Source organism: Streptomyces sp. NA02950 (genome assembly GCF_013364155.1).
Lineage (GTDB): Bacteria > Actinomycetota > Actinomycetes > Streptomycetales > Streptomycetaceae > Streptomyces.
This window is the reverse complement of sequence record NZ_CP054916.1, coordinates 8,701,414-8,724,719: the sequence shown is the minus strand read 5'-3', so window position 1 is coordinate 8,724,719 and position 23,306 is coordinate 8,701,414. Positions and strand designations below refer to the sequence as shown.

22 protein-coding genes are annotated in these 23,306 nt (G+C 72.5%); 10 read left to right on the top strand and 12 right to left on the bottom strand.

The window, feature by feature from the left end; genetic code table 11:
* Nucleotides 1-100: 100 nt before the first annotated feature.
* Nucleotides 101-1,330, bottom strand: coding sequence for a flavin-dependent oxidoreductase (locus HUT19_RS37460; RefSeq protein ID WP_176185185.1), 1,230 nt, complete (start codon nucleotides 1,328-1,330; stop codon nucleotides 101-103).
* The gene (locus HUT19_RS37455) at nucleotides 1,330-1,707 is read right to left on the bottom strand and encodes an SgcJ/EcaC family oxidoreductase (RefSeq protein WP_176185183.1); all 378 of its coding nucleotides are present in this window, start codon (nucleotides 1,705-1,707) and stop codon (nucleotides 1,330-1,332) included. The genes HUT19_RS37460 and HUT19_RS37455 overlap by 1 nt, the downstream gene beginning before the upstream one ends.
* Nucleotides 1,708-1,795: 88 nt before the next feature.
* Here HUT19_RS37455 and HUT19_RS37450 point away from each other — a divergent pair, with 88 nt between their 5' ends.
* A complete protein-coding gene (locus HUT19_RS37450; protein ID WP_176185181.1) occupies nucleotides 1,796-2,719 on the top strand; it encodes a LysR family transcriptional regulator in 924 nt (307 codons plus the stop codon).
* A 7-nt stretch (nucleotides 2,720-2,726) separates the two neighbouring features.
* Here the strand turns inward: HUT19_RS37450 and HUT19_RS37445 are convergent, their stop codons facing one another.
* Complete coding sequence (locus tag HUT19_RS37445; protein ID WP_176187769.1) at nucleotides 2,727-3,410, bottom strand: GNAT family N-acetyltransferase; 684 nt, start codon at nucleotides 3,408-3,410, stop codon at nucleotides 2,727-2,729.
* A 264-nt stretch (nucleotides 3,411-3,674) separates the two neighbouring features.
* Between HUT19_RS37445 and HUT19_RS37440 the strand changes: the two genes are divergently transcribed.
* Nucleotides 3,675-4,628, top strand: a complete 954-nt coding sequence (locus HUT19_RS37440) for a TauD/TfdA family dioxygenase (protein ID WP_176185179.1) — start codon at nucleotides 3,675-3,677, stop codon at nucleotides 4,626-4,628.
* Between the two features lie 157 nt (nucleotides 4,629-4,785).
* Nucleotides 4,786-6,252, top strand: coding sequence for a class II fumarate hydratase (gene fumC, locus HUT19_RS37435; RefSeq protein ID WP_176185177.1), 1,467 nt, complete (start codon nucleotides 4,786-4,788; stop codon nucleotides 6,250-6,252).
* Here the strand turns inward: fumC and HUT19_RS37430 are convergent.
* From HUT19_RS37430 to HUT19_RS37420, 3 genes are read right to left on the bottom strand one after another with little or no spacing between them, the layout of a single operon-like run.
* Nucleotides 6,242-6,982, bottom strand: a complete 741-nt coding sequence (locus tag HUT19_RS37430; protein WP_254885997.1) for a polysaccharide deacetylase family protein — start codon at nucleotides 6,980-6,982, stop codon at nucleotides 6,242-6,244. The two genes, fumC and HUT19_RS37430, sit on opposite strands and share 11 nt — an antisense overlap.
* Entirely contained in the window at nucleotides 6,979-7,944 is a 966-nt protein-coding gene (locus tag HUT19_RS37425; protein WP_176185175.1) for a DMT family transporter, read from the bottom strand. The genes HUT19_RS37430 and HUT19_RS37425 overlap by 4 nt, the downstream gene beginning before the upstream one ends.
* A 6-nt stretch (nucleotides 7,945-7,950) precedes the next feature.
* Complete coding sequence (locus tag HUT19_RS37420; protein WP_176185173.1) at nucleotides 7,951-8,769, bottom strand: SDR family oxidoreductase; 819 nt, start codon at nucleotides 8,767-8,769, stop codon at nucleotides 7,951-7,953.
* Nucleotides 8,770-8,902: 133 nt separating this feature from the next.
* Between HUT19_RS37420 and HUT19_RS37415 the strand changes: the two genes are divergently transcribed.
* The gene (locus HUT19_RS37415) at nucleotides 8,903-10,039 is read left to right on the top strand and encodes a galactosyldiacylglycerol synthase (RefSeq protein ID WP_254885996.1); all 1,137 of its coding nucleotides are present in this window, start codon (nucleotides 8,903-8,905) and stop codon (nucleotides 10,037-10,039) included.
* A gap of 364 nt (nucleotides 10,040-10,403) precedes the next feature.
* On the opposite strand, the gene HUT19_RS37410 is transcribed toward HUT19_RS37415, so the two are convergent.
* Nucleotides 10,404-11,186, bottom strand: a complete 783-nt coding sequence (locus HUT19_RS37410; RefSeq protein WP_254885995.1) for a prephenate dehydrogenase — start codon at nucleotides 11,184-11,186, stop codon at nucleotides 10,404-10,406.
* A 381-nt stretch (nucleotides 11,187-11,567) separates the two neighbouring features.
* Here HUT19_RS37410 and HUT19_RS37405 point away from each other — a divergent pair, with 381 nt between their 5' ends.
* From HUT19_RS37405 to HUT19_RS37395, 3 genes are all read left to right on the top strand, one after another.
* On the top strand, nucleotides 11,568-12,170 hold the full coding sequence (locus HUT19_RS37405; RefSeq protein ID WP_176185171.1) for a TetR/AcrR family transcriptional regulator: 603 nt from the start codon (nucleotides 11,568-11,570) through the stop codon (nucleotides 12,168-12,170).
* A complete protein-coding gene (locus HUT19_RS37400) occupies nucleotides 12,167-13,045 on the top strand; it encodes an alpha/beta fold hydrolase (RefSeq protein WP_176185169.1) in 879 nt (292 codons plus the stop codon). The genes HUT19_RS37405 and HUT19_RS37400 overlap by 4 nt, the downstream gene beginning before the upstream one ends.
* Before the next feature lie 70 nt (nucleotides 13,046-13,115).
* A complete protein-coding gene (locus HUT19_RS37395; RefSeq protein WP_176185167.1) occupies nucleotides 13,116-14,081 on the top strand; it encodes a D-2-hydroxyacid dehydrogenase family protein in 966 nt (321 codons plus the stop codon).
* 35 nt (nucleotides 14,082-14,116) lie between these two features.
* On the opposite strand, the gene HUT19_RS37390 is transcribed toward HUT19_RS37395, so the two are convergent.
* The 3 genes from HUT19_RS37390 to HUT19_RS43660 form a co-directional block, all read right to left on the bottom strand.
* Complete coding sequence (locus HUT19_RS37390) at nucleotides 14,117-15,622, bottom strand: FGGY-family carbohydrate kinase (protein ID WP_176185165.1); 1,506 nt, start codon at nucleotides 15,620-15,622, stop codon at nucleotides 14,117-14,119.
* An 87-nt stretch (nucleotides 15,623-15,709) separates the two neighbouring features.
* A complete protein-coding gene (locus HUT19_RS43665) occupies nucleotides 15,710-16,120 on the bottom strand; it encodes a LysR substrate-binding domain-containing protein (RefSeq protein WP_254885994.1) in 411 nt (136 codons plus the stop codon).
* The gene (locus HUT19_RS43660; RefSeq protein ID WP_254885993.1) at nucleotides 16,032-16,385 is read right to left on the bottom strand and encodes a LysR substrate-binding domain-containing protein; all 354 of its coding nucleotides are present in this window, start codon (nucleotides 16,383-16,385) and stop codon (nucleotides 16,032-16,034) included. Before HUT19_RS43660 ends, HUT19_RS43665 begins: the two co-directional genes overlap by 89 nt.
* 182 nt (nucleotides 16,386-16,567) lie before the next feature.
* Between HUT19_RS43660 and HUT19_RS37380 the strand changes: the two genes are divergently transcribed.
* Entirely contained in the window at nucleotides 16,568-17,665 is a 1,098-nt protein-coding gene (locus HUT19_RS37380) for a hypothetical protein (RefSeq protein ID WP_254885992.1), read from the top strand.
* 113 nt (nucleotides 17,666-17,778) lie between these two features.
* Here the strand turns inward: HUT19_RS37380 and HUT19_RS37375 are convergent, their stop codons facing one another.
* Nucleotides 17,779-19,797, bottom strand: a complete 2,019-nt coding sequence (locus HUT19_RS37375; protein ID WP_254885991.1) for a spermidine synthase — start codon at nucleotides 19,795-19,797, stop codon at nucleotides 17,779-17,781.
* Nucleotides 19,798-20,207: 410 nt separating this feature from the next.
* Here HUT19_RS37375 and HUT19_RS37370 point away from each other — a divergent pair, with 410 nt between their 5' ends.
* Nucleotides 20,208-21,137, top strand: coding sequence for an MFS transporter (locus HUT19_RS37370; protein WP_176187759.1), 930 nt, complete (start codon nucleotides 20,208-20,210; stop codon nucleotides 21,135-21,137).
* Here the strand turns inward: HUT19_RS37370 and HUT19_RS37365 are convergent.
* Nucleotides 21,097-21,894, bottom strand: coding sequence for an SDR family oxidoreductase (locus tag HUT19_RS37365; RefSeq protein WP_254885989.1), 798 nt, complete (start codon nucleotides 21,892-21,894; stop codon nucleotides 21,097-21,099). The two genes, HUT19_RS37370 and HUT19_RS37365, sit on opposite strands and share 41 nt — an antisense overlap.
* A 338-nt stretch (nucleotides 21,895-22,232) precedes the next feature.
* Between HUT19_RS37365 and HUT19_RS37360 the strand changes: the two genes are divergently transcribed.
* Nucleotides 22,233-23,231 (top strand): dihydroxyacetone kinase subunit DhaK, encoded by a 999-nt coding sequence (locus HUT19_RS37360; protein WP_176185159.1) that lies wholly within the window; start codon nucleotides 22,233-22,235, stop codon nucleotides 23,229-23,231.
* Nucleotides 23,232-23,306 lie beyond the last annotated feature (75 nt).

The following is a 23,306-nucleotide window of genomic DNA, read 5'->3' as shown; positions in this document are numbered from 1 at the left end:
CCCACGCGCCGGACCGTCCTCGCCAAGACCGCTGTCTGATTCCACGCTAAGCGCGGAGCCGGACAGCCGCCAACGCGGTGCGGAGCGCCGTCCCCGGAGCCTAGCGACGCGTCGGGGTCAGCGACGGGCGGGTGTTGAGCTCCCGCACTGCGCCGCCCGAGGTGTGCCGATAGGTGTCGGTGACCCGGGCGAGGTCGCGCGGGGTCCGCCCGCCGTCCTCGTTCATGGCCCGGTTCGCCCGTACCACCGCCGCGGTCGCCTCACGGCGCGCGGCCTCGTAGCGGGCCAGCCCCTCCGGTACCGCGCTCGCCGTGGCGAGATGGTACGCCAGCACCCGGGCGTCCACGACGGCCTGGGAGGCGCCGTTGGCACCCACCGGATACATGGGATGGGCGGCGTCGCCGAGCAGTGTCACCCGCCCGCGGCCCCAGGACGGCAGCGGCTCCCGGTCGACCATCGGGTACTCCAGGATCTCCTCGCTCCCGGTCAGCAGGCCCGGCACATCCAGCCGGCCGAGCCGCCAGTCCGCGAAGTACGGCAGCACATCGGCCACCCGGCCCGCGCGGTTCCAGGCCGCGTCCCCGGCCAGCGGCGCGGGTTCGGACACCCGCACCTGGCAGACCCAGTTGATCCGGCCGCGGCCGATCGGGTACGCGATCAGCTCCGCGTCGCCGTCGCGCACGATCACCATGGAGCGGCCGGTCAGGAAGGGCGCGGCCACCGTCGTGCCGCGCCACATCCGGATGCCCGACCACAGCAGCGGCCCGCCGTCCGGATGCAGTCGGGCGCGCACCGCCGAGTGCAGCCCGTCGGCCCCGATGAGCGCCTCGGCGGCGACCTCCTCGACCGTCCCCTTCGCACGGTCGAGGAGCCGGGCCCGGACGGGACCCGGCCCCGGGCCGGGGCCCCGCGCGGGGACGGATCCGAACTCCTCCTGCGCGAAGTCCTCCACGCGGGCCCCGGTGCGGACCGCATCCCCGCCCAGCCGCTCGCGGACCGCCTCGAGGAGCAGCAGTTGCAGTTCCCCGCGGTGCACCGAATACTGCGGCCAGCGATAGCCCTGGGCCACTCCGCGCGGCTCGGCGAAGATCCGGCGTCCGTACCGATCGCAGTACACGTTCTCGGCGGTGGCCACACCGATGGCGGCCAGTTCACCGCCGAGGCCGAGTTCGGTCAGCTCGCGCACGGCATGCGGCAGCAGGTTGATCCCGACACCCAGGGGCCGGATCTCCCGGGCGCTCTCGACGACGGTGGCGTCGATGCCCACCGCGTGCAGGCTCAGTGCGGCGGTCAGCCCGCCGATCCCGGCCCCGGCGATGAGGACGGTCATCACTCGCCCCGGTTCGGGGAGCGGACCTCGGGACGGTCCATGATCCGCAGCCAGCTGCCGTCCGGCTGCCGCCGGGCCACCTGCACCCGGCCGCCGGTGTTGTCGGCGGGGCGGGTCGAGGTGAGGGCGAGGTCCCCGTAGCGGACGGTCGGCAGCGCCTCCTCCAGCTGGAAGGGTTCGGTGGTGTGCGCGAGCAGCCGCTCGCACGCCGCGCGGATGGCGTCCCGGCCGACGGTCGCGGACCCCGGCGGGTACGCGAGCACCGCGTCCGGCGCGTACAGCTCGGCCAGCCCCTCGGCGTCACCGGCGTTGGCCCGTTCCACGAACAGCCGCGCCAGGTCCTCGGGAGTGGTGGCGCGTTCACGGGTCTCGGTCATGCTCGGCTCCTTTCGTCTGCCTCCACCCTGTCGCCGCCGGAACCAGAAGTCCAAGAGATGATAGATCTGGTTGCTAGAATCAACGGTTATGGAACTGCGACAGCTCGCCTACTTCGTGGCGGTGGCCGAGGAGCGGAACTTCACCCGGGCCGCGGAGCGGGTGCATGTGGCCCAGCCCGGGGTCAGCGCCCAGATCCGGCGGTTGGAGCGGGAACTCGGACAGGAGTTGCTGGACCGCTCCGGCCGCTCGGTGCGGCTGACCGAGGCGGGCACGGCGGTCCTCCCCTACGCACGGGCCGCGCTCGCGGCCGTGGAGGGTGCCCGGCTCGCCGTCGACGAGCTGACGGGGCTGCTGCGGGGACATGTGGCGGTGGGCACCGTGACCTCGCACAGCGTCGATCTGCCGGGACTGCTGGCGGAGTTCCACAACGCCCATCCGGCGGTGGAGATCACCCTCGCCGAGGCCACGTCCGACGAACTCCTCGACGGACTGCGCAACGGACGGCTCGACGCGGCGATCATCAGCGTGGGCAACACAACCCCGGCCGGTGTGGAGATGGAGGTGATCACGGATCAGCCGATCGTCGCCGCGGTCAGCCACGACCACGAACTGGCCGTCCACACGGCCGTCTCCCTGGACACCCTGCGCGGCCGCGCGCTGATCAGCCTGCCCTACGGCACCGGGCTGCGCACCCGGCTGAACGAGGCGTGCGCCGCGGCCGGTTTCACCCCGCACATCGCCTTCGAGGCCAGCGATCCCGAAGTGCTGGCCCAGCTCGCCGAGCGCGGACTCGGCGCGGCCATCCTGCCCCGCGCGTTCGCCGAGGCGCGGTCTGACCGGCTGCGGACGGTCGCCATCGACCCGCCCGCGCTGCGCGGGCGACTGGCCTTCGCCTGGCGGGCGGGGGGCCCGAGCGGTCCGGCCGGACGTGCCCTGATCGCCCGCGCCCGCGAGACGGTGGCCGGGGCCGTGAGCTCGAGCGCCCCGGCCGTCCCGCCCCGGTCTCCCTGATGCGACCTCAGACCTTGGGCGCCGCCGAGGGGTTGCGGATCAGACCGGTCAGCGGGGCATCGGTGCGCCACCCCAGCGACTCGTACAGCGCCCGTCCCTCGGGGGTCGCCCCGAGCACCGCGGACCGCGCGCCCACCGCCAGCGCCTCGTTGGCCAACGTCCGCATCACGAGGCTGCCCAGACCCTTGCGGCGCTGGTCGGTGGCGGTCTCGATCTGGTCGACCACGGCGGTGTCGGCGCCCGGCGGCAGCGCGAGCTGGCCGCGGGCGGCGAAGGTGCCGTCGGCGGTGACCACCAGCACCCGGGTGAGCCCGCCCCGCGTCCAGGTGCGCACGCGGTAGCCGTCGGGCGCCGGCGCGGACACCGGGGCCAGCGCCGTCGACATCAGGAACCCGGGGTCGTCGAAGCCCCAGCCGGGCGCCATCCAGGGGCCGACGACCTCGCGGGGCAGCAGTGTCTTGAGCCAGGTGCCGGGCGCCGTGATGGTGCTGGTGAGCTCGCGCACCTGCGCCTCGTCGGCCTCGGGCAGGACATGGCGGGTCACCTGACGGGGCTGGGTGCCCACATCGAAGACGAACCCGTACGCGGTCCGCTCCGGCGGTGACGCCAGCCGCGAGATGACCCAGCCCTCGACCCAGGCCCGCACCAACTCCTGGTCCACCGGCCCGGCGTCCACGCGCTCGGCAGCCATCTGATACATCGCCACACCATCCCCCGGATGTAATAGGTAATCATGCAGTGCGCATATTACACGGCATTGACAGCACGGCACCGGGAATTCCAGAATCACTCCCATGACCAGGCGCCGGTACACCACCACGGGACATCCGCGCACTCCGGACCGCACCGGGTGTGAGCGCTCCGGCCGATAGCCGGACCCCGCCGCGCGGACCACTGCGCTCCGCGCATTCCGCCCGCCCGCACCGCCCGCATCCACACCGGTCAGGAGTCCGTCATGACCATCACCGCCGCCACGTCCACCGCCACCGCACCGCCGCCGGCCCTGCGCGAGGCACGGATCCCACCGGACGGTCTGTACGAGGGACCGCGCACCCTCACCCGGCTGCCCGATGGCTGGACCGAGCGCCCGTACCAGCGGTTCGGCGTCGTACCGCTGGCCGCCACCCTCGGGGCCGAGATCCAGGGCGTCGATCTGTCACGGCCCCTGGAGCCCGCGCTGCGCGAGGAGTTGAACCGGGCACTGCTGGAGTGGAAGGTGCTCTTCTTCCGCGCACAGCACCTCACCCCGGCTCAGCAGCGCGCGTTCGCCCGCCACTGGGGGCCGCTGGAGACCAACCCGCTCCTCGCCGCCGGTTCCAGTGATGAGGTGGCCCGCTTCGACAAGAGCGACGGTGCCGCCGTCACCTTCGAGAACGTATGGCACACCGATGTCACCTTCCGCGAGCGGCCCGCGCTCGGCGCCGTGCTCCAGCTGCGCGAGGTCCCGCCGTTCGGCGGGGACACGATGTGGGCGGACATGGCCGCCGCGTACGACAACCTGCCCTCGGAGGTACGGGAGGCGATCGAGGGTGCCACGGCCGTCCACGACTTCATCCCCGGTTTCGCCCGCTTCTACGGGCCCGAGCGGCTCGCCCCGTTCCAGGAGATGTTCCCGCCGGTGGAGCACCCGGTGGTGCGCATCCACCCGGAGACCGGGCGCCGGACGCTCTTCGTCAACACCTCCTTCACCACCCGGATCACCGGTCTGGAGCGGGAGGAGAGCGACCGGCTGCTGAGCCTGCTCTGCCGGCAGGCGCACGTCCCCGAGTACCAGGTGCGTTTCCGCTGGCAGCCGGGCGATGTGGCGTTCTGGGACAACCGCGCCACCCAGCACTACGCGGTGGGCGACTACGCCCCGCACCGCAGGATTGCCGAGCGCGTGGCCATCGAGGGCGACCGCCCGTTCTGACGGGCCCGGTGTCCGGCCCGCCCTTTGTCGCGACCGGCCGGGTGGGCGGTCGCGACAAAGGGCGGGCCGGATGCGACCCGGCCGGTGCGGGGCCACACTGGCAGGGGGAGGTGGATCTCTGCGATGCGGGGTGTGTGCGTATGGGTGGGCTGCGGCGATGACCAAGCGCCCCGGGCGCCAGGGCGGGGAGAGCGTCCCGAAGGTGTGGGATCTGCCCACGCGGATCGACGCCACCGGCCGCCGCCGCGAGTCGGACGCGCTGGGGACGATCGATGTGCCCGCCGACCGGTACTGGGGGGCCCAGACCCAGCGGGCGCTGATCCACTTCTCGATCGGCGAGGACCGGATGCCCCGGGCCGTCCACCACGCCTACGGCTCCATCAAGAAGGCCGCGGCGCTGGTCAACGGCCGTGAGGAGCGACTGGCGGGCTGGCAGGCCGATCTGATCGCCCATGTCGCCGACGAGGTCGTCTCGGGCGCGCTGGACGACCACTTCCCGCTCCCCGTGTGGCAGAGCGGGTCGGGCACCCAGGTCAACATGAACGTCAACGAGGTCATCGCCAACCGTGCGATCCAGCTGGTCGGCGGGGTGCTGGGGTCGAAGGACCCGGTGCACCCCAACGACCACGTCAACATGGGACAGTCGTCCAACGACACCTTCCCCACCGCCATGCACATCGCCACCGTGCGCTCCCTGCACGACGATGTGCTGCCCCGGGTGAGCCTGCTTCAGGAGGCCGTCGCCGCCAAGTCCCGCGCCTGGTACGACGTCGTCAAGACCGGCCGCACCCATCTCCAGGACGCGGTCCCGCTCTCCGTGGGACAGGAGTGGTCCGGCTACGCGGCCCAGCTGTCCGACGCGATCGAGGGGCTGCGCGCCACCCTGCCCGGCCTGTACCAGCTGGCCATCGGCGGCACCGCGGTCGGCACCGGTCTCAACGCGCCCGAGGGCTTCGGCGCCGCGATGGCCCAGGAGATCGCACAGGCGACCGGGCATCCGTTCCGGGTGGCGGCCAACTCCTTCGCGGCGCAGGGCAGTCTGGACGCCATGGTGGCCGCGTCCGCGGGGCTCCGGGCCCTCGCCGTCCCGCTGATGAAGATCGCCAATGACATCCGTTGGATGGCGTCCGGCCCCCGCTGCGGTATCGGGGAACTGATCCTGCCGGCCAACGAACCCGGGAGTTCCATCATGCCCGGCAAGGTGAACCCCACCCAGTGCGAGGCGATGATGATGGTGTGCGCCCAGGTGCTGGCGGAGGACAGCAGTGTGGCGCTGGCGGGCAGTCAGGGCAATTTCGAGCTCAACACGATGCGGCCGCTCGTCATCAACAACGTGCTGCACTCCGCCCGGATCCTCGCCGACGCGTGCGAGAAGCTGCGGGTCCACTGTGTCGAGGGCGCGGAGCTGAACCGTGAACGCATCGACGACCAGCTGGCGCGTTCGCTGATGCTGGTCACCGCTCTCTGCCCGGAGCTCGGCTACGACAAGGCGAGCCAGATCGCGCACATGGCGGCCGACGAGGGAACCACCCTGCGCGAGGCCGCCATCGCCAGCGGCCACATCGGCGCCGAGGACTTCGACCGCATCGTCGACCCCCGGAGGATGGCCCGGCTCACCGAATGAACCCGGGCGGTCCGTGGTCGGCCAGCGGCCCCACCTCCAGGCCGTTCGCCCGGCATTCGGCCACCAGGGCGGGCAGTGCGGCCAGCGTGGCGCGCCAGCAACCCATCGCTGACGCCCGGTCGGAATCGTGCAGCAGCACGGTGGCGCCGCCGCGCAGATCGCGCCGTACGGTGGCGAGCACCGAGCGGGGGGTGGCGTCCGCCGACCAGTCGCGCCCCCAGGCCGACCACAGAACGGGCCGGAGCCCGGCCCGGAGCGCCGCGAGCCAGCGGCCACCCGTCAGAATGCCGTACGGCGGCCGGTACCACAGCGGCACCGAGCCGGTGGCCATCCGCACGGCCCGGGCGGCCTGGGCGACCTCACGGGCGTCCCGGGTCACCGTGGGCAGCCAGGGGCGGCTGTGGGTCCAGCCGTGGACGGCGAGTTCATGGCCGCGGCGGGCGATGTCGAGCGTGGTCCGCGGATAGCGCACCACACTGTCGCCCAGGACGAAGAACGTGGCCCGCACCGCCAGCACGTCGAGGACGTCCAGGAAACGCGGGGTGGACCGGGGATCGGGGCCGTCGTCGAAGGTGAGCGCCACATGGTCGTGGCGGCCGGAGCCCGCGAGCGCCGGGAACAGGGCGCGCCGCGGACCCGCCAGCCAGGTACCGGCCGGGACCGCGTGGGCGGCGGCCACCAGCAGCGCCGTGTTCCGCGCCATCGCTTGGGACCGGTGGCGGGCGCTCATCGGTCCCGCCCCCGGTCCCCGGGTCCGTCCCGTCGGCCGGGGACGTCCGCCGTGGGGGCGGCGGCGGGCCGGGCCACTTGGGGTGCGTCGGCGTCCCAGCCGCCCGCCATGGCGGGCGAGCGGGTCAGGCCGACGATCCCGGCGGCCATCAGGGCGACACCGACCGCCTCCGGCAGGACGCGCAGCCCCAGTTCGACGCGTTCACCGAACAGCACCCAGCCCAGCACGATGCTCACCAGCGCGTCACCGAGGGTGAGCGCGGGCTGCGACGCCGCCAGGGTGCCCGCGCGCAGGGTGCTCTGCAACAGCAGGAAGCTCAGCAGCCCGACCACGCACACGGAGTAGAGCGGCCAGCTGGTGAACAGCGCGGCCACGCCGTCGGAGAACCTGCCGGTGAACTCCTTGATCAGGGCCGCGGTGCAGGCGAAACACGCGGCGGTGGCACAGCCGAGGACGGCGGCGCGCGCCGCTCCGTGCACAGCGCGGGCGACCGCCGCCAGGGCCGCCACGGCGAGCACCACGGCCACACCCACCGGGAGCCAGCGGCCGTTCTGCGCCGTGCCCTGTCCCCGCGAGGGGTCGGCGGCGAGGAGGAACAGCGCGAGACCGGCGGCGAGCATCACAAACGCCAGCCAGGTGCGGCCGTCCGGACGCTGCCGGAACACCAGACTGCCGACGACCAGGGTGAACAGCAGCTCGCTGACGAGCAGGGGCTGGACGACGGAGAGCCGTCCCACGGCCAGCGCCCCGACCTGGGCCACCGCCGACACCACCATCGCCGCTCCCCCGGCCAGCCAGAACGGGCGGCACAGCAGCCGGCCCAGCCGCCGTGCGGCGTGGCCGAGGCCCTGTCCGCCCGGCTCTTCCCGTTCCTGGTCCATCGCGGCCCGTCGCTGGAGCACCGACGCCGCTCCGTTGCCCAGTGCGGACAGCAGGGCGAGCAGGACGGTCAGGGCGTCCACCGGGTGTCACCCGAAGCGGGAGGCCAGCCGGTGGTAGAGCCCCGGCGCCACCTCGTGGACCAGTGCGGGCAGCCGCAGCCAGGCGGGTACGTAGACCTCGTCGCGGCCCCGTGCGACGGCGTCCCAGACCGCGTCGGCGACACGTTCGGGCGGCAGCGGCCGGGGGTGTGCGCGGGTGTACGGGGTGCCGCGGCGGGCGAAGAACGGGGTGTCCACCACACCGGGGACCACATGGGTGACCCGTACTCCGCCCCGCCGCAGCTCGTAGCGCAGGGAGTCGGCGAAGACACCGAGGGCCGCCTTGGCGGCGGAGTACACCGCCTCGCCGCGGACACCCAGGCTGCCCGCGATCGATCCGATCAGCACGATGTGTCCGCGCCGCCGTTCGAGCATATGGGGCAGTGCGGTGCGGACGAGCCGTACGGCGGCCAGCAGATCGACTCCGACCACCCGCTCGATGGCGGCCGGTGGCATGGTGGCGAACGACCCGGCCCAGCCCACGCCCGCCCCCGCCACCAGCAGATCGATCCGGCCGGCGGCGCCGAGGGCGTCGCGCACCAGCTCCCGGCTGCCCTCCGGGGCGGCCAGATCGGCGGGGAGGGCGATGGCCGAGGTCCTCCCGGCCACCCGGGCCAGCCGTTCCCGGTCGCGCCCGCTGACCAGCAGCCGCCAGTCGTCCTCGGCGGCGAACCGGTCGGCGATGGCGGCGCCGATACCCGACGAGGCGCCGGTCACCAGCGCGATCCTGGTCCCGGCACCGGTGGGCCGCCCCGTGTCCCGGACCGTGCCGTGGTGGAGGTGTGCGTCCGGGAGGGGGCGGATCATGGCATCTCCCTGTCTCACTGCGGACCGGCGGTGGTCGGGTCACCGGCCGTGGGGTGCGCCGTTTGACGGCACGCGGAGCGGATACCTCCAGTGAGCCATGTCCTGGCGCGCCTCGCACCATCGGAGGTGTTTCATGCGTCCCCTGCCCGATCGTTCCGGCACCCCCGCCACCGGCCGTCTGCTGGTGGTGAGCGCCGGTATGGGCGCGGGGCACGACGCGGTGGCGGGCGAGCTGGTGCGCAGACTGGAAGCGATGGGGCACCGGGCGGACCGGGTCGATGTGCTGGATCTGCTGCCCGCCGGGGTGGGTGTGGGGCTGCGGTCCTTCTACCGGACGACGATCCGCCGTGCCCCGGTGCTGTACGCGGGCATCTACCGGGCGTTCTTCCGCCCCGGCCCCGGTCCGCGGCCCGGTACCGCGCCCCTGGCCGCACTCGCCGAGGGCCGTCTGCTGGACACCGTGGAGCGGCTGCGGCCGGACGCGGTCGTCCCGGTGTTCCATCTCGCCGCGCAGCTCACCGGGAGGCTTCGGGAGCGCGGTGCGCTGTCCGTACCGAGCGTGGTTGTCGTCACCGATTTCTCGGTGCACCGGCAGTGGCTGCATCCGGGCAACGACCGCTACCTGTGTGTCTCCGCCGAGGCCGCGGAGACCGTGCGCCGGGCGCTGGGACGTCCGGCCACGGCCACCGGTCCGGTGGTGGCCGCGCGGTTCTTCGCCCCGGCGGCGGGCGCCGACGACTGGCGGCGGCGGTTCACCGCCGCGGCGCCCGGAAGGCCACCGGTGCTGCTGTCGGTCGGGGCGTGGGGGGCCGGGTCACGGGTGGCGGAGACGGCACGGCTGCTGTCCGGCGGCGGATATCTGCCGGTGGTGCTCTGCGGCCGGGACGAGCGGCTGCGCCGTGGGCTGGCGCGGTGGCCGGAGGTGCCGGCCCTCGGCTGGGAGCCGGACATGCCGGGTCTGCTGGCGGCCTCACGGGCCCTGGTGGACAACGCCGCCGGGCAGACCGCACTGGAGGCGCTGGCGACGGGTGTCCCCGTGGTGGGCTACCGCCCGATCCCGGGGCACGGCCGGGAAGGTGTCCGCAGAATGGCCGCCCTGGGCCTGTCCGACCACGCGGCGGACTCATGGGAGCTGCTGCGGCTGCTGGATGTGCTCACCGTGCCGTCCGGGACACGTGAGCGCCGGATCGCGGCGGGCCGTGAGCTGTTCGCGGACGACGCCGCCGCCCGGCTCGCCGAGACGGTGCGGGGCACGGCGGCGCCGCGCTGAACGGAGCGCCCGGGCGCGGATGGGTTACCGACGCGGTGGCCCCGCCGGTGTGGTGGCGACGGTGCCACCCCGCGGCCGGGGTGCCCGGCGGCTGATGGCACCGGCGGGCGCGGCGGGACCGGGCGGGAGAGGATGGACCGTGTCTTCGGCGGGTTCCGGACCGCCGAAGCTTGCGGATCCACCCTCTCCCGGGGCCGCTCCGCGCCGGCCGTCGACCCCGCGGACCGCGTCAGCCCGGCCTCATGTGCCGTGCGACCGGCCGTCGCCAACACCGCTGCCCGTGGGTGGCGGTGGAGTGGCGGGGTCGCGGCGGTGAGGAGGGCCGGCCGGTACGCAGGTGCCGACCGGGCGCGACACCAGGCCGTCAGCTCGTGGCCGCGGCCTCGTACAGGCCACGGCCGGAGCGCTGGGCCCGGTCCGTCGAGCGCAGCCGCTCGAGGGTGTTGCGCACCGAGTTGACGTTGGTACGCGTCTCCTCGCGCCCCAGCGCGTCGTTGACCTCGGAAGCGCGCATCGGGCGACCGGCCTTGCGCAGGGCGGCGAGCACGTTGTCCGCGAGGCCGGTGGCGCGCTCGGAACCGGTACCCGTCTCCTTGGCCTTGTCGGTGGCCTTCACCACGGACTTGGCGGCCTTGGCGGCGGTCCTGGGCGCCTTGGTGGCCTTCACCGCGGTCTTGGTGGACTTCGGTGCCTTGGCCGCGGCCTTCTTGGTGGCCTTCTTGGCGACGGCGGTCTTCTTGGACGCGGTCTTGGTGGCCCGTCCGGTGGCCGGCTTCGCCTTGCCCCTGCTGCGCTGACGGCCGATGGCCGCCTTGCGCGTGGCGGCGGACGTGCGGGCGGCGGCACCGCCCTCCTCGGCCACCTCGGTGGCCACGTCCGCGGCGGGGGCGGCCCCGTCATCGGCGGCCGGCTCGGAAACCGACGCCGCCACGGCCACGGCGGTCGCCGCCTCCGTGGGCGACACCGCTCCGGTGGAGAGCAGCTGAAGGCTGCTCAGAGCGGTGCTGACCGCCTCCAGCCGCTTGGTGACGGCCTCCAAATCGTCCTTGAGGGCCTGCTGTTGCTTCTGGAGCTCAGGGAGTTCCGCCTCCAGTGCCTCGATGGTGGATCCGACACTGCTGTCCGCGCTCAACGCGTGCGCCATCATTCGTCCCCTTTCTGGGCCTCTGCGCCCATCGCAGCTGCGATTATGCCTGCTATCAGGAGTGTGCGGTGCCCGGTGTGCAACGACGCAAAACAACTGGAGCCGTCCGGATCCCTCGTGAGAGGCCAACTTCCGGTGAAGAAACGGGCCGGGGACATCGTGTGCGGACCTGGGATGTCATCCGGAAGAGTGGCGCCGTAAACGTGATGACGAGACGTCAGAACACCTGATGGTGGCGTTGGTTGCGGTGGTGTGTGCGGCAGTCCGCGGATCGCCGGACCCGGCCCCACCGGCGGATCAATCGATGTGCGCATCCACACTTCCTGTGTATATTAGCTTTGTTCCTAGGAGCCCTAGGTTTTATGAGCAACACGGAGGTGGCACATGGTTCGTGCCGGTCTGACGACCGATCGCGTGGTGCGGGCGGCAGCGGATCTGGCGGACATCGTCGGACTGGACAACGTCACGATGTCCGCGCTCGCGCGGAGTTTCGGCGTCAAGGACGCGAGTCTCTACTCGCACATCAAGAACGTGTCCGAGCTCCGGGCACGGATCGCCCTGCTGGCCGCGGACGAGATCGCGGACCACTTCGGGGCGGCGGTGGCGGGCCGGTCGGGCAAGGACGCGCTGGTGGCGTTCGCCGACGCCTACCGCACCTACGCACTGGAGCGCCCCGGCCGGTACGCCGCCACCCAGATCCAGATCGACCCCGCCCTGGCCGCCGAATCGGCGGGCGCACGGCGCAAGATCGAGCTGACCTACTCGATGCTGCGTGGCTACGGGCTGTCGGAGCCCGATCTGACCGACGCGGTTCGGCTGCTGCGCAGCACCTTCCACGGCTTCGTCAGTCTCGAGGCCGGTGGCGGCTTCGGACACCCCCGTGACCTCGGGGCGTCATGGGAGCGGACCGTCGCGGCCCTGCACATCGCACTGGAGCACTGGCCCTCTACTGGGTCCCGAACGAGCGGAAAGCGACGCACCTCATGAACACGCACCTCAGCGCCGAACCCACGACCGGCACCCTGCGGGTGCCCGGCGCCACCCTTCACTACGAGGTGCGCGGCAGCGGCCCGGTGCTGCTGCTGATACCGGGCGGATCCGCCGACGCCGCCCTCTTCGACGCGGTGGCGCCCGTCTTCACCGACCGCTGGACGGTGGTCTCCTACGACCCGCGCGGGATGTCCCGCAGCCCGCTCGACGGCCCGCTGGAGGATCAGCGCCCCGAGCGGCACAGCGAGGACGCGTACCTCCTGCTCGAGCAGGTGGCACCGGACGGCGAACCGGCCTGTGTGTTCGGCACCAGCTCCGGCGCCATCGCCGCGCTGGATCTGCTGGCCCGCCATCCGGAGCGGCTGCGGCGGGTGGTGGCCCACGAGCCTCCGGTGGTGGAGCTGCTGCCCGACGCCGAGCACCACCGGGCCTTCTTCGCCGAGGTGCACTCGGCGTACCGCCGTGAGGGGGTCGCGGCGGCGATGGCCACGATGAGCGCCGGAACCGGCGGCGGGGACCAGGAGAGCGAGCGGCGGCCGCCCGAGGACCGGCCGCAGAGCCCGCCGATGGACGAGCTGCCGCCGCATCTGGCCCCGGTGCTCGGCCGGATGCAGGCCAATACCCCCTACTTCCTGGAGCACATCCTGCGCCAGTTCACCGCCCACGTCCCGGATGTGGCCGCGCTGGAGAGTGTGGCGGACCGGCTGGTTCTGGCCGCGGGCCGGGACTCCCGAGGTCAGCTCCTCCGGCGTCCGGCCGCGCTGCTCGCCGAGCGATTCGGCGGTGAGGTGGTGGAGTTCCCCGGTGGACATGTGGGCCTCGCCGAGCATCCGGCGGAGTTCGCCGAGGTGCTGTCCGCGACCCTGGGGTGAGCCCCGGCCCGCCACGGCCGCATCCGCCCGGTGGTAGAAACAACCTACCCGTACCGGCGGAAGGACAACGATGAAGCGGCGTTGCGCGGTGCTCGACGACTACCAGGACGTGGCGCTGTCGATGGCCGACTGGTCGCAGGTGCGCGACACGGTGGACGTGGTCGTGCACCGGCAGCACATCGCCGATCAGGACGCGCTGGTCGAGTCGGTCGGGGACTGCGAGATCGTGGTCGTCATGCGGGAGCGCACCCCGTTCCCGGCAGAGGTGTTCGCCCGGCTGCCACGTCTGGAACTGCTCGTCACCACGGGGATGCGCAACGCCTCCGTGGATCTGGCGGCGGCCGCGCGGCACGGGGTCACCGTCTGCGGTACGGCGAGCGGTTCGGAGCCGGCCGTCGAGCTGACCTGGGCGCTGATCCTCGGCCTCGTCCGCCATCTGGTGCCCGAGAGCACCGCGCTGCGGGACGGCGGGCCATGGCAGAGCACGGTCGGCACCGACCTGTACAGCAGCCGTCTCGGACTGCTGGGGCTGGGCAGGATCGGCACCAACGTGGCACGGATCGGCCAGGCGTTCGGCATGGAGGTGGCCGCCTGGAGCCGGAATCTGACGGCGGAGCGGGCGGAGGCCGAAGGTGTCCGGCTTGCCTCGTCCATGGAGGACTTGCTGGAGACCAGCGATGTCGTCTCGGTGCACCTGGTGCTCAGCGAACGCAGCCGGGGTTTGCTGGGCGCGGCGGAGCTGCGGCGGATGCGGCCCGGCGCGTTCCTCGTCAACACCGCGCGCGCGGCGATCGTGGATCAGCGGGCGCTCGCGGACGCCCTGCGCGGCGGATGGATCGCGGGCGCGGGGGTCGATGTGTTCGAGCAGGAGCCGCTGGCGTCGGACCACATCTACCGTTCGCTGCCGAATCTGCTGGCCACACCGCATCTGGGCTATGTGACGCGGAACAACTACGAACGGTTCTTCACTCAGGCGGTCGAGGACATCCGTGCCTTCCTCGCGGATGAGCCGGTCCGGGTACTCGCCCCACGGTAGGCGGTGGCACGGCAGCGGTGCCACCGCCGACGCGACTAGGACGGTGTCCAGCCCGCGGCGGCGTGCTGATGCGCGGCCAGGGCGTGTGCCGCGTCGCGGGTGGCCGGGTACAGCTCGCGGTAGAGGCGGTAGAGGTCGTCGTACGTCCCCGCGGTCGCCGGGTCGGGTTCCACCGTGTGCGCGACCGGATTCCACGCGGCGATGTCCGCCGCCGTCGCACGGCCCGTCCCGGCCGCCGCGAGGAACGCGTCACCATAGGCCGCGCCCGTGGTGTACCGGGGGACGTCCTGGGCCCGTCCGGTCACATCGGAGACGATACGGGTCCACAGCGCCCGGGCGCCGCCGCCCACGGCGGTCACCCGGCGGATGTCCCCGCCCGCCGCCTCCATGGCGGACAGGTTGTGCCGTACCCCGAAGGCGGTGGCCTCCAGCGCCGCGCGGTAGAGGTGCCCCCGGCCGTGGCGCAGTGTCAGCCCCAGGACGAGCCCACGTGCGTCGGGGTCGAAGAGCGGGGTGCGCTCGCCCGCGAAGTACGGGAGCATCAGCAGCCCTTCCGCGCCGGGGGCGATGGCCGCGGCCTCGGCCACCAGAGTGTCGTAGTCCGTGCCGGTGAGGTCGCGCAGCCATCCGGTGACGGCGCCGGAGGTGGCCATGCCCGCCGCCAGGCAGTAGGTGCCGGGGAAGGCGCCCCGGGTGGACCACAGACGGGGGTCGGGGGCGGCCTCGGCGACCACGTTCACCAGGAACATCGTGGTGCCGTACATCAGCATCAGATCACCGGGCGCGGTGGCCCCGACGGCCGTGGCCTCGGCCCAGGCGTCGATGGTGCCCGCGATCACGGGGGTGCCCGCGGGGATGCCGCTGGTGTGCTGGGCCTCCTGGGTCACCTCGCCGGCCACCTCCGACGGCCAGACCAGGGGCGGCCATTGCACACCCGGTGCGATCTCCTCGCACCACTCCTCGATCCAGGTGCCCTGCCGCAGGTCGTAGAGCGGCGTGCACTGGCTGGCGGAGTGGTGGTCGAGGACGTACGCGCCGGTGAGCCGGTGCACCAGATACGAACTGGCCATGAACCAGCGGCGGGTGCGGGCCCAGACCCCGGGCTCCCGCTCCCGCACCCAGGCCAGTTTGGGGCCGATGGCCTGGCTGGTCAGTGGTGAGCCGCAGCGCTCGAGCACCCGCCACTCGCCGTAGCGGGCCCGCTGGGCGGCGATCTGCTCGCCCGCCCGGGTGTCCACCCCGTACAGGATCGCCGGGCGCAGCGGGGTGGCGTCGGCATCGGTGGGCAGCAGACAGGGGCCGATACCGCTGACGCCCACCGCGCCGATCCGCTCCCCCGCCGGGGCGGCGGCGAGCAATTCGGCGCTGAGATGGGTCAGATCCCGCCACCACACCGTCCGGGCGTCATGTTCGGCCCAGCCGGGGTGAGGGGTGTCGGTGGGGTGTTCCCGGGATGCCTGGGCGAGCAGGGTGCCGTCGGTTCTGACCAGGACGCCCTTGGAGCCGGAGGTGCCGATGTCGATGCCGATCAGCAGGGTCATGTCGTTCCTCGGGATCTCTCGTCGCGCCGGATCGTCCTAGTGTCCACCAGGGTGCCCCCCGGCTCGGCCCCGGCCGTCAGCCCTCCGTCAGCGGGTGTCCGGGCGCCCCACCGGCCTCCTCGGACGACACACCTGGAGCGTGTTGCAGGAGCGGGCGCGGCTCAGCAGCCGGTCGCGGACGAGGGCGACGGCGGGCCGGCCGAGTCCGTCGGGGCGGGTGGCGGGGTAGACGGTGTTGAGCGGCGGCACCTCGGGGCTGTGCAGCGTCTCCACGGACCCCGCCGCCAGGGCGGGTTCGGCCGGACAGCGGGGCAGTACAAGGATCCCCGCGCCCGCGACCACAACGGCCAGGACCGCCCGGAGGCCGGGTACGACAACCGTGGTGGGGTTGGGCGGACGGCGGCCGAACTCACTGCGCCAGTAGCGCCGGATGATCGGCAGATCCTCCGCGTAGGCGGCCGGCGGCAGATGCGCGAGCCGCTCCGACCGGGTCCTCACCGAGCCGTCCGGGGTCGATGGTACGGGCCAGTGCGGGCGATCCGACGAGCACGAACTCCTCGTCCGTCAGCGGGGTGGCGGTGATCCCCCACCCGGTGGGCCGGACGGCCGAAACCACCAGATCCGCCCGGGCGTTGGCCAGAGCCGACAGCAGGTCCTGGGCCGGCCCCAGGGTGATCCGCAGCCGAAGACCCCGGGAGGTGAGCGGGGCGGGCGCGGGCAGCACCCGTGCGGCGATGAGCTCACTGGGACCGGCCAGATGCACGGTGCCGCGGTACGCGGCGGACCGCCCGTCCGCGCCGAGCGCACCGCGCAGTTCATCGAGCGGGCCACCGATTCCGTTTCACCTCCGGCCCTTCCGGAGAGGCTCGAGGGCACGGACAGCCCCATCGGCCCGCAGAACAGACCGGTGTCCGGCGTCGGCCGGGCACCGCGGACGGAGGGAACGTGGCTCACAGCACATCGGGGAAGACCACACCGGATGGCGATGCGTCAGCCCGTCGGCCCGGGGACGGTGCGGGCCGTCCCGGGGTGCCGTCGCCCACCCGGCGCGGACTGCTCACGGCGACGGCGGCGGCCGGTCTCGGCCTGGTCGCCGGATGCGGCGAGCAAGGCAGGACAGTCGGCTCGGACGCACCCGCGAAGGGTTCGGCGCCCGCCCGGCCGTCCACGTCCCCGGGGCCTTCCAGAGGTGCCAAGCGCCCGCCGTCGGGGTCCGGCCGCAACGCCCCGACCCGTCCGGCCGAGCGCCGCCCCCAGCTCCCCCGCGGTGGCCGGGAGCTGTCGCGGTACCGGCTGGTGGGCTACTGCGGACTGCCCGGCGCGGCGGCGCTCGGCCGCCTGGGCACCGGCGATCTCGACGACCGGGTCGCCGAGATCGAGAAGAGGGCACGGTCCTACGCCGCGGGGCGGGAACCGCAGCCCGTGCTCGAACTCCTCGCCACCGTCGCCAACAGCAGCGCGGGCCCGGACGGCACCTACCGCTCGCGGACGCCCGCCACCACGATCCGCCGCTTCCACCAGGCCGCCCGGCGCCATCACGCCTTGTTGCTGCTGAACATCCAGCCGGGCCGGGCCTCCGCCCTGGACGAGGTCAAGGCCCTGCGCAGCTGGCTCGTCCACCCCGATGTGGGCATAGCGCTGGATCCGGAGTGGGACATGGGCCCCGGCGAGGTACCGGGAGACGCTTACGGCCACACCACCGGCAAGGAGCTGACCGAGGTGGCGCGCTATCTGTCGAAGCTGGTGTCGGAGCACGATCTGCCGCAGAAACCGCTGGTCTACCACCAGGTGGCCGTCTCCGTCGTACGCGACCAGTCCGCGCTGCGCCCGCAGCCCGGCGTGGTGGTGATCAAGAGCGCGGACGGGATCGGGTCGCCCGGGATGAAGCGGAGCACCTGGCACAAGCTCGTCAAGGACCAGCCGGAGGGCCTGCGCACCGGTTTCAAGCTCTTCTACGACGAGGACACCGAGGGCAGTCGGCTGATGACCCCCAAGGAGGTGCTGGCCCTGCGGCCGCGGCCGGACTACATCATGTACGAGTGACCCGTATGTACAAGTGACCCGTGGCCCCACGGGGACCGCCCCCGTGTCCCGGAGTGTTCCGGGGCACGGGGGCGGCGGGGTGCGCAGTGGCGTACGGGGTCGGTGGCGGGGCATCAGGTGCGCGGCGCCGCCTGCACGGTGATCGGCTCCTGGACCGGGGTCTCGGGGGAACCAGGACGGGTGAACCGCATGGCGATGCCGGCGCCCGCGTAGAGCACGGCCACCACCAGCAGCAGGGCCTGATAGCCCGTGACGAGGGCCAGGTACTCCAGGGCGCCGCCGGTGAGGGCGCCCAGCAGATTGGCCCCGAAGGCCGCCGTGGGATCGGAGGCCGCGGCCAGCCGGTCGGAGAAGATGAGGTTGGCGCAGAAGATGGGCGCGAAGGCCAGGGCGATCGCGGCGGCGAGACGTCCCGCGAACGGCAACCCGAGCACCCAGTCGGTCGGGATCAGCCAGGCGATGGCCAGGGTGGTGAAGAGCAGCAGTTGCAGGGCGAGCTGGTTGATCCGGCGCATCCGGCGCCGCACTTCCACCGCGCAGAGGACGGCGACCAGCACACCCGCGAACACCATGGCGTTGACCAGCCAGGTGGTGCCGAAGTAGAGCGCGAAGCCGATCACGTTCTTGGTCTCGAGGAGCATGAAGGCGGCCCCGAGCAGGAACATGTCGGCGTAGCCGGCGGTGCGCCGGATACGGACACCGGTCATCCGTACCGACAGCAGGGTCACCAGCAGGATCGCGCCCAGCACACCGATGTAGAGGCTGGGGATGGTGCGGTGCAGCAGATAGGGGAACGGGTGGTCGTCAGTGGCGGCGGTGGGCACCTTGCCGGCGGGCTGCCACGTCGAGCCGGTGCAGGACTGGTCGTGCGCGGTGACGCCCGCCACCATGATCGCGGCCCGCTTGTTGCCGTAGTGGGTGATACAGGGCCCGTGGCCGAAGACGGAGGTGAGGGTGGATCCGAACCGGTCGATGAGCCAGTTCTGCCGGTAGTAGTTGTACATGGCGAACGCACCGCCGGGAGCGAGGTGGCGGTGTGCCGCCTCGAATGCCTGACGGGTGAACAGATAGCTTTCGAGGCGCAGATTGCTGGCGCCCGACACCAGTGTCAGGGAGTCCGGGAGGGCTAGCACGATCAGGTCGTAGCGGGTCTTCGTCTGCTCCAGGAAGGCCCGGCCGTCGTTGATGTGGACGTGCACCCGGGGATTGTCGTACGGGCGGGCGGGATGCAGCGAGGCACCGATCTCCTGCAACCGGGGGTCGATTTCCACGGCGTCCACGCGCTTGGCTCCGTGGGCGAGGGCGAGAGCCACGTCATTGCCGTTGCCCGCCCCGATGACCAGGACGTTGCGGTGGGAGTTGCGCGGTGTCTCGCGGTAGGGCTGGTCGTACGGTGAACCCGGCTTGGTCAGCTCCTTCAACGGCGCGATGCTCTGGTGCGGCACCCCGTTGGCGGCGATGTTGTAGTCCCGGGCGGACGAGGTCGAGCGTTTGGTCTCGATCTTGTAGTACGGGGACCAGGAGATACCGCTCGCCACCGTCTCCAGGGCGAGGACCGCCACCATCACTCCGAGCGGGATCGTGTACCGGATGGTGTTGCGGCGGCCGCCCAGTACGAGCAGTGCCACCGCGGCGATCACTCCCCACACCACCGATGGCGCGCGCAGCCAGGACAGCAGCGCGAAGGACACCGACCCGGTGAGGGAACCCAGGAGGTCGAAGCGGTACGCCTCCAGTGACGGCAGACGGCGGAACAGGTCCGCGGTCATCTTTCCGATCGCCATCATGATGAGCGCGGTCAGTCCGAACAGGACGGGCAGCGTCACCCACTGGGGCAGTCCGGTGGTTTTCACGGCCGTGAAGTAGATGACCTCACCGCTGCTCTGCCGCACCTGGACGGGGAACTCCCGTACCAGGACGACCAGGACGGCCAGGGGAATGGGCGCCCAGCGGGTGAGCCACTGCCCGCGGCCGGCGGGGATGAGGAATCCCAGGCCGATCCCGAGGAACGAGCCCAAGAGGATGAAGTTCGAGAAATAGCTCAGATGGACGATATTGGCGCCGGTCCACCGGATCAGCGCCAGCTCGACGAAGAGCATGGTGGCGCTGGCCAGCAGCAGCCTCGCGCGCACGTTTTGCGGTCCAGGGCTGTGCTCCATGTCGGCACACGCTGTCATCCGAGGCGGGGCAGGTCGAGCACCCGCACGGCCCGTGCCGTGGGCCGTACGGCGGGCCCGCGGAACACCGGGCTACGCCACCGTGGCGTACCTCCACCGCCTCACTGACGCCTCGCCATACGGCTGTCGGCGAAGGGGTGCACCGAAGGTTTACGCAGGTCAGCGCTGCGGCTTACGGATGGTGGCATCCGGTGTGCACCATCTGGCACGCATACCGCCGCGGGGTGCGGCCGACCGTGGTTCCACCCGCCGCCGTACGGCGTTCGGGTGATCCCCGGGACGGTATCCGTCACCTGATGAGCGCAACGGCCAGAGAAAATTAACACCGCGGCCGTTACTGGTCACTCGACAGATGATGAGACCGTATCGACGCACCACGCGCGATCCCTCCCCAAGACCTGCGGATCCAGTTCTGGTTCGCCTTCACCGGTGGACTGCCCACCCTGGGCTCGCTGTTCGCCAAAGCCACCATCCCGGTGGTCGGCGAGTACACCACGCTCTGGCTGTCGCTCGTGCTGGTCCTCGCCGGAGGGCTGACGGCGCTGCTCCGTGTCCGCGAACCACACGGCGATCTGCGGGTCGCCGAGGGCCGCCCGGTCGCCACCCTCCTCAAGAGCGTCACCATCATCTGGCAGCAGCCGAAGATCGGGATCGGGGGTGTGGTGCGGGCCATCAACACCGCTCCCGAGTTCGGCTTCCTCGTCTTCCTCCCGCTGTTCTTCACCGACACCGTCGGGCTGTCGATGGGTTCCTGGCTCACCGTCCTCAGCGCGATGTTCATGAGCAACATCGTCTGGAACCTGCTGTTCGGGGTGATCGGCGACCGGCTCGGCCGACGGCGGACCGTCGCGTACCGCGGTGGTCCCGGCTGCGCGGTCAGCACCCTGCTGCTGTACTACGTCCCGCTGGCCGCGGGCGCCGAGGTGTGGGTGGCCGTGACCGTCGGAGTGGTCTACGGCGCCACGCTCGCCGGATACGTTCCGCTGTCCACGCTGATGCCGTCGCTGTCCCCGGAGCACAAGGGCGCCGCGATGTCCGTGCTCAACCTCGGGGCGGGGCTGAGTACCTTCATCGGCCCGGCCATCGTGGGGCTGGCGATCGGGCCGCTCGGGGTCGCCGGGGTCATGTGGATCTTCGCGGGGCTCTCTGTGGTCAGCACGGTGCAAGCCCTCTTCCTGCGGCTGCCCGACGACGATCCGGCGGCCCCCGGCGGGACCGGGGCGGAGGCCACCGCCTCGGCACCCTCCTCGCTGGTCAGTGCGACTGAGCCGTCGGCCGCACCAGGATCTCGTTGATCGCGGCATGCGGCGGCTGGGTGACCATGAAGGTGATCGACCGCGCGATGTCCTCGGCCTGGAGCCACAGCTCCCGGGGCATACCACGGGCCACCGCCCCGGTGGTGGGGTCGGCCGTCATCTCCGTGGCGGTCATGCCCGGTTCGACCACCCCCACCCGCACACCCCGTGCGGTCACCTCCTGCCGCAGGGCCTCGCTGAAGGCGACCACGGCGTGTTTGGTGGCCGAGTAGACGGCGTTGTGGGGCCGCGCGACCCGGCCGGCCACCGAGCTCACGCTCACCAGGTCGGCCACTCCGCGCGGGCCCTCCTCCGCCGCCCGCAGCAGATGCGGCAGGGCCTTCTGCGAGGTGTGCAGCACCGCCTTGACGTTGAGGTCGAGCATCCGCTCCCAGGTGTCCGGATCGCCCTCCTCGATATCACCGGTGGCCACGAACCCCACGCTGTTCACCAGCACATCCAGTCGGCCGAAGCGCTCCGCGGCGTCCTCGACGGCCTGGCGGGCCTGTGCCGGGTCCCGCAGATCGGCGGTGAGGGCGACACAGGAACGGCCCCGCTCCCGGATGCCGGACGCGAGTTCCTCGAGCCGGTCGGTGCGGCGGGCGACCAGCGCCAGCTCGGCGCCCTGCCGGGCCAGCGAACGGGCGGTGGCCGCCCCTATCCCGCTGGAGGCGCCGGTCACCAGCACGGCGCACCCCGCCAGCGGGGCGTCGGCGCCTCCGGCGCCCCGGTCGTTCCCGGTCCTCTTCTCCGTCACCCTGGCTCCCTGCTCACGCGGACGATCATCTGCCGTACGCATGCTCGCATCTCCGCGCGTCCGCATCCGCGGCTTGGATCCGGTACCCCCGATCCCGGCCGCGGATCGCCCCCCCCCCGTTGCTCCCTTCGGACCAGGACCGGCGGGCGCGTCGGAGCAGTACGGAAAGCACACGACCGGCGTATGACAGTACGCCGTTGGGGTCGCGCTGCTGTCCAGCCTGAGCACCCTGCCGCCGTGTCGCGGCGACCATCGTTGGCTGAGGCACCGCATCGCCGGGTCCGGCGCACGACCACCGAGTCCACCCCGTCCCCCCACTCGCCCAGGGAGCCGCGTTCATGCCCCAGTACTTCCGTGACTCGCCCGAGTCCCTCGTTCCCGACGCGCTCGCGGGCTTCGCCGCCGCCCACGCCGAACTCGTCGAATTCCACCCCGACCACGGCTACCTCCGCGCCCGCCACACCGCGCCCACCCGCCGTGTCGGTCTGGTGTCCGGGGGCGGTTCCGGCCATGAGCCGCTGCACTCCGGTTTCCTCGGCGCGGGGATGCTGGACGCCTCCTGCCCCGGCCGGATCTTCGCCTCACCGCACAACCGGCAGATCTTCGAGGCCAGCCGCGCCGTGGCCGGGCCCGGCGGTGTTCTGCACATCGTCAAGAACTACACCGGCGACCGCATCAACTTCGGCATCGCCGCCGAACGCCTGCACCACGAGGGGATCCCCTGCGCCCGCGTCCTGATCGACGACGACCTCGCCACCGACTCCGACGACATCGCGGTCGGCCGCCGCGGCACCGGAGCCACCCTGCTCGTCGAGAAGATCCTCGGCGCCGCCGCCGACGAGGGGCGCGGGCTGGACGAGCTGGCGGCCCTCGGCACCGAGCTGACCCGCCGGGCCCGCAGTCTGGCCGTGGCGGCGGCCGCGCACACCACGCCCGCCTCCGGCGCCCCGGCCTTCGGTCTGCCCGAGGGCGTCCTGGAATTCGGGGTGGGCATCCACGGCGAACGCGCCGAGGGCACCACTCCGCACGCACCACTCGGCAAGCTGGTGGAGACCATGACCGACCAGCTGCTCGCCGCGCTTCCCGACGGCTCGCGCTCCCGGGTGCTCGCGCTCGTCAACGGGCTCGGGTCGGTGACCTCCCTGGAGCTGTACGGGATCCGCCACGCCCTCGCCAAGGCCCTCGACACCCGGGACGTCGCCCTGGACCGCTCGCTGACCGGCACCTTCGTCAGCGCCCTCGACATGCGCGGCTTCTCCCTGACCCTGCTCACCTCCGACGCGGAGACCCTGCGGCTGTGGGACGCCCCCGCCCGCACCCCGGCCTGGCCGCTGTGACCCGTCGCCACCTCGTGTGAGCGTGTGTCCGCACGGTGATGCCACGTCAGGACACCGTGCTCCGTCCTCCCCACG

Excerpts from the sequence above, each read along its gene's own strand:
- HUT19_RS37455 (WP_176185183.1), bottom strand. The coding sequence starts at position 1,707 with ATGACCGAGACCCGTGAACGCGCCACCACTCCCGAGGACCTGGCGCGG.
- HUT19_RS37390 (WP_176185165.1), bottom strand. The coding sequence starts at position 15,622 with ATGACCCTGCTGATCGGCATCGACATCGGCACCTCCGGCTCCAAGGGC.
- HUT19_RS37450 (WP_176185181.1), top strand. The coding sequence starts at position 1,796 with ATGGAACTGCGACAGCTCGCCTACTTCGTGGCGGTGGCCGAGGAGCGG.
- HUT19_RS37400 (WP_176185169.1), top strand. The coding sequence starts at position 12,167 with ATGAACACGCACCTCAGCGCCGAACCCACGACCGGCACCCTGCGGGTG.
- HUT19_RS37410 (WP_254885995.1), bottom strand. The coding sequence starts at position 11,186 with ATGATGGCGCACGCGTTGAGCGCGGACAGCAGTGTCGGATCCACCATC.
- HUT19_RS37430 (WP_254885997.1), bottom strand. The coding sequence starts at position 6,982 with ATGAGCGCCCGCCACCGGTCCCAAGCGATGGCGCGGAACACGGCGCTG.
- HUT19_RS37420 (WP_176185173.1), bottom strand. The coding sequence starts at position 8,769 with ATGATCCGCCCCCTCCCGGACGCACACCTCCACCACGGCACGGTCCGG.
- HUT19_RS37440 (WP_176185179.1), top strand. The coding sequence starts at position 3,675 with ATGACCATCACCGCCGCCACGTCCACCGCCACCGCACCGCCGCCGGCC.
- HUT19_RS37360 (WP_176185159.1), top strand. The coding sequence starts at position 22,233 with ATGCCCCAGTACTTCCGTGACTCGCCCGAGTCCCTCGTTCCCGACGCG.
- HUT19_RS37395 (WP_176185167.1), top strand. The coding sequence starts at position 13,116 with ATGAAGCGGCGTTGCGCGGTGCTCGACGACTACCAGGACGTGGCGCTG.
- HUT19_RS37445 (WP_176187769.1), bottom strand. The coding sequence starts at position 3,410 with ATGGCTGCCGAGCGCGTGGACGCCGGGCCGGTGGACCAGGAGTTGGTG.
- fumC (WP_176185177.1), top strand. The coding sequence starts at position 4,786 with ATGACCAAGCGCCCCGGGCGCCAGGGCGGGGAGAGCGTCCCGAAGGTG.
- HUT19_RS37415 (WP_254885996.1), top strand. The coding sequence starts at position 8,903 with ATGCGTCCCCTGCCCGATCGTTCCGGCACCCCCGCCACCGGCCGTCTG.
- HUT19_RS37405 (WP_176185171.1), top strand. The coding sequence starts at position 11,568 with ATGGTTCGTGCCGGTCTGACGACCGATCGCGTGGTGCGGGCGGCAGCG.
- HUT19_RS37460 (WP_176185185.1), bottom strand. The coding sequence starts at position 1,330 with ATGACCGTCCTCATCGCCGGGGCCGGGATCGGCGGGCTGACCGCCGCA.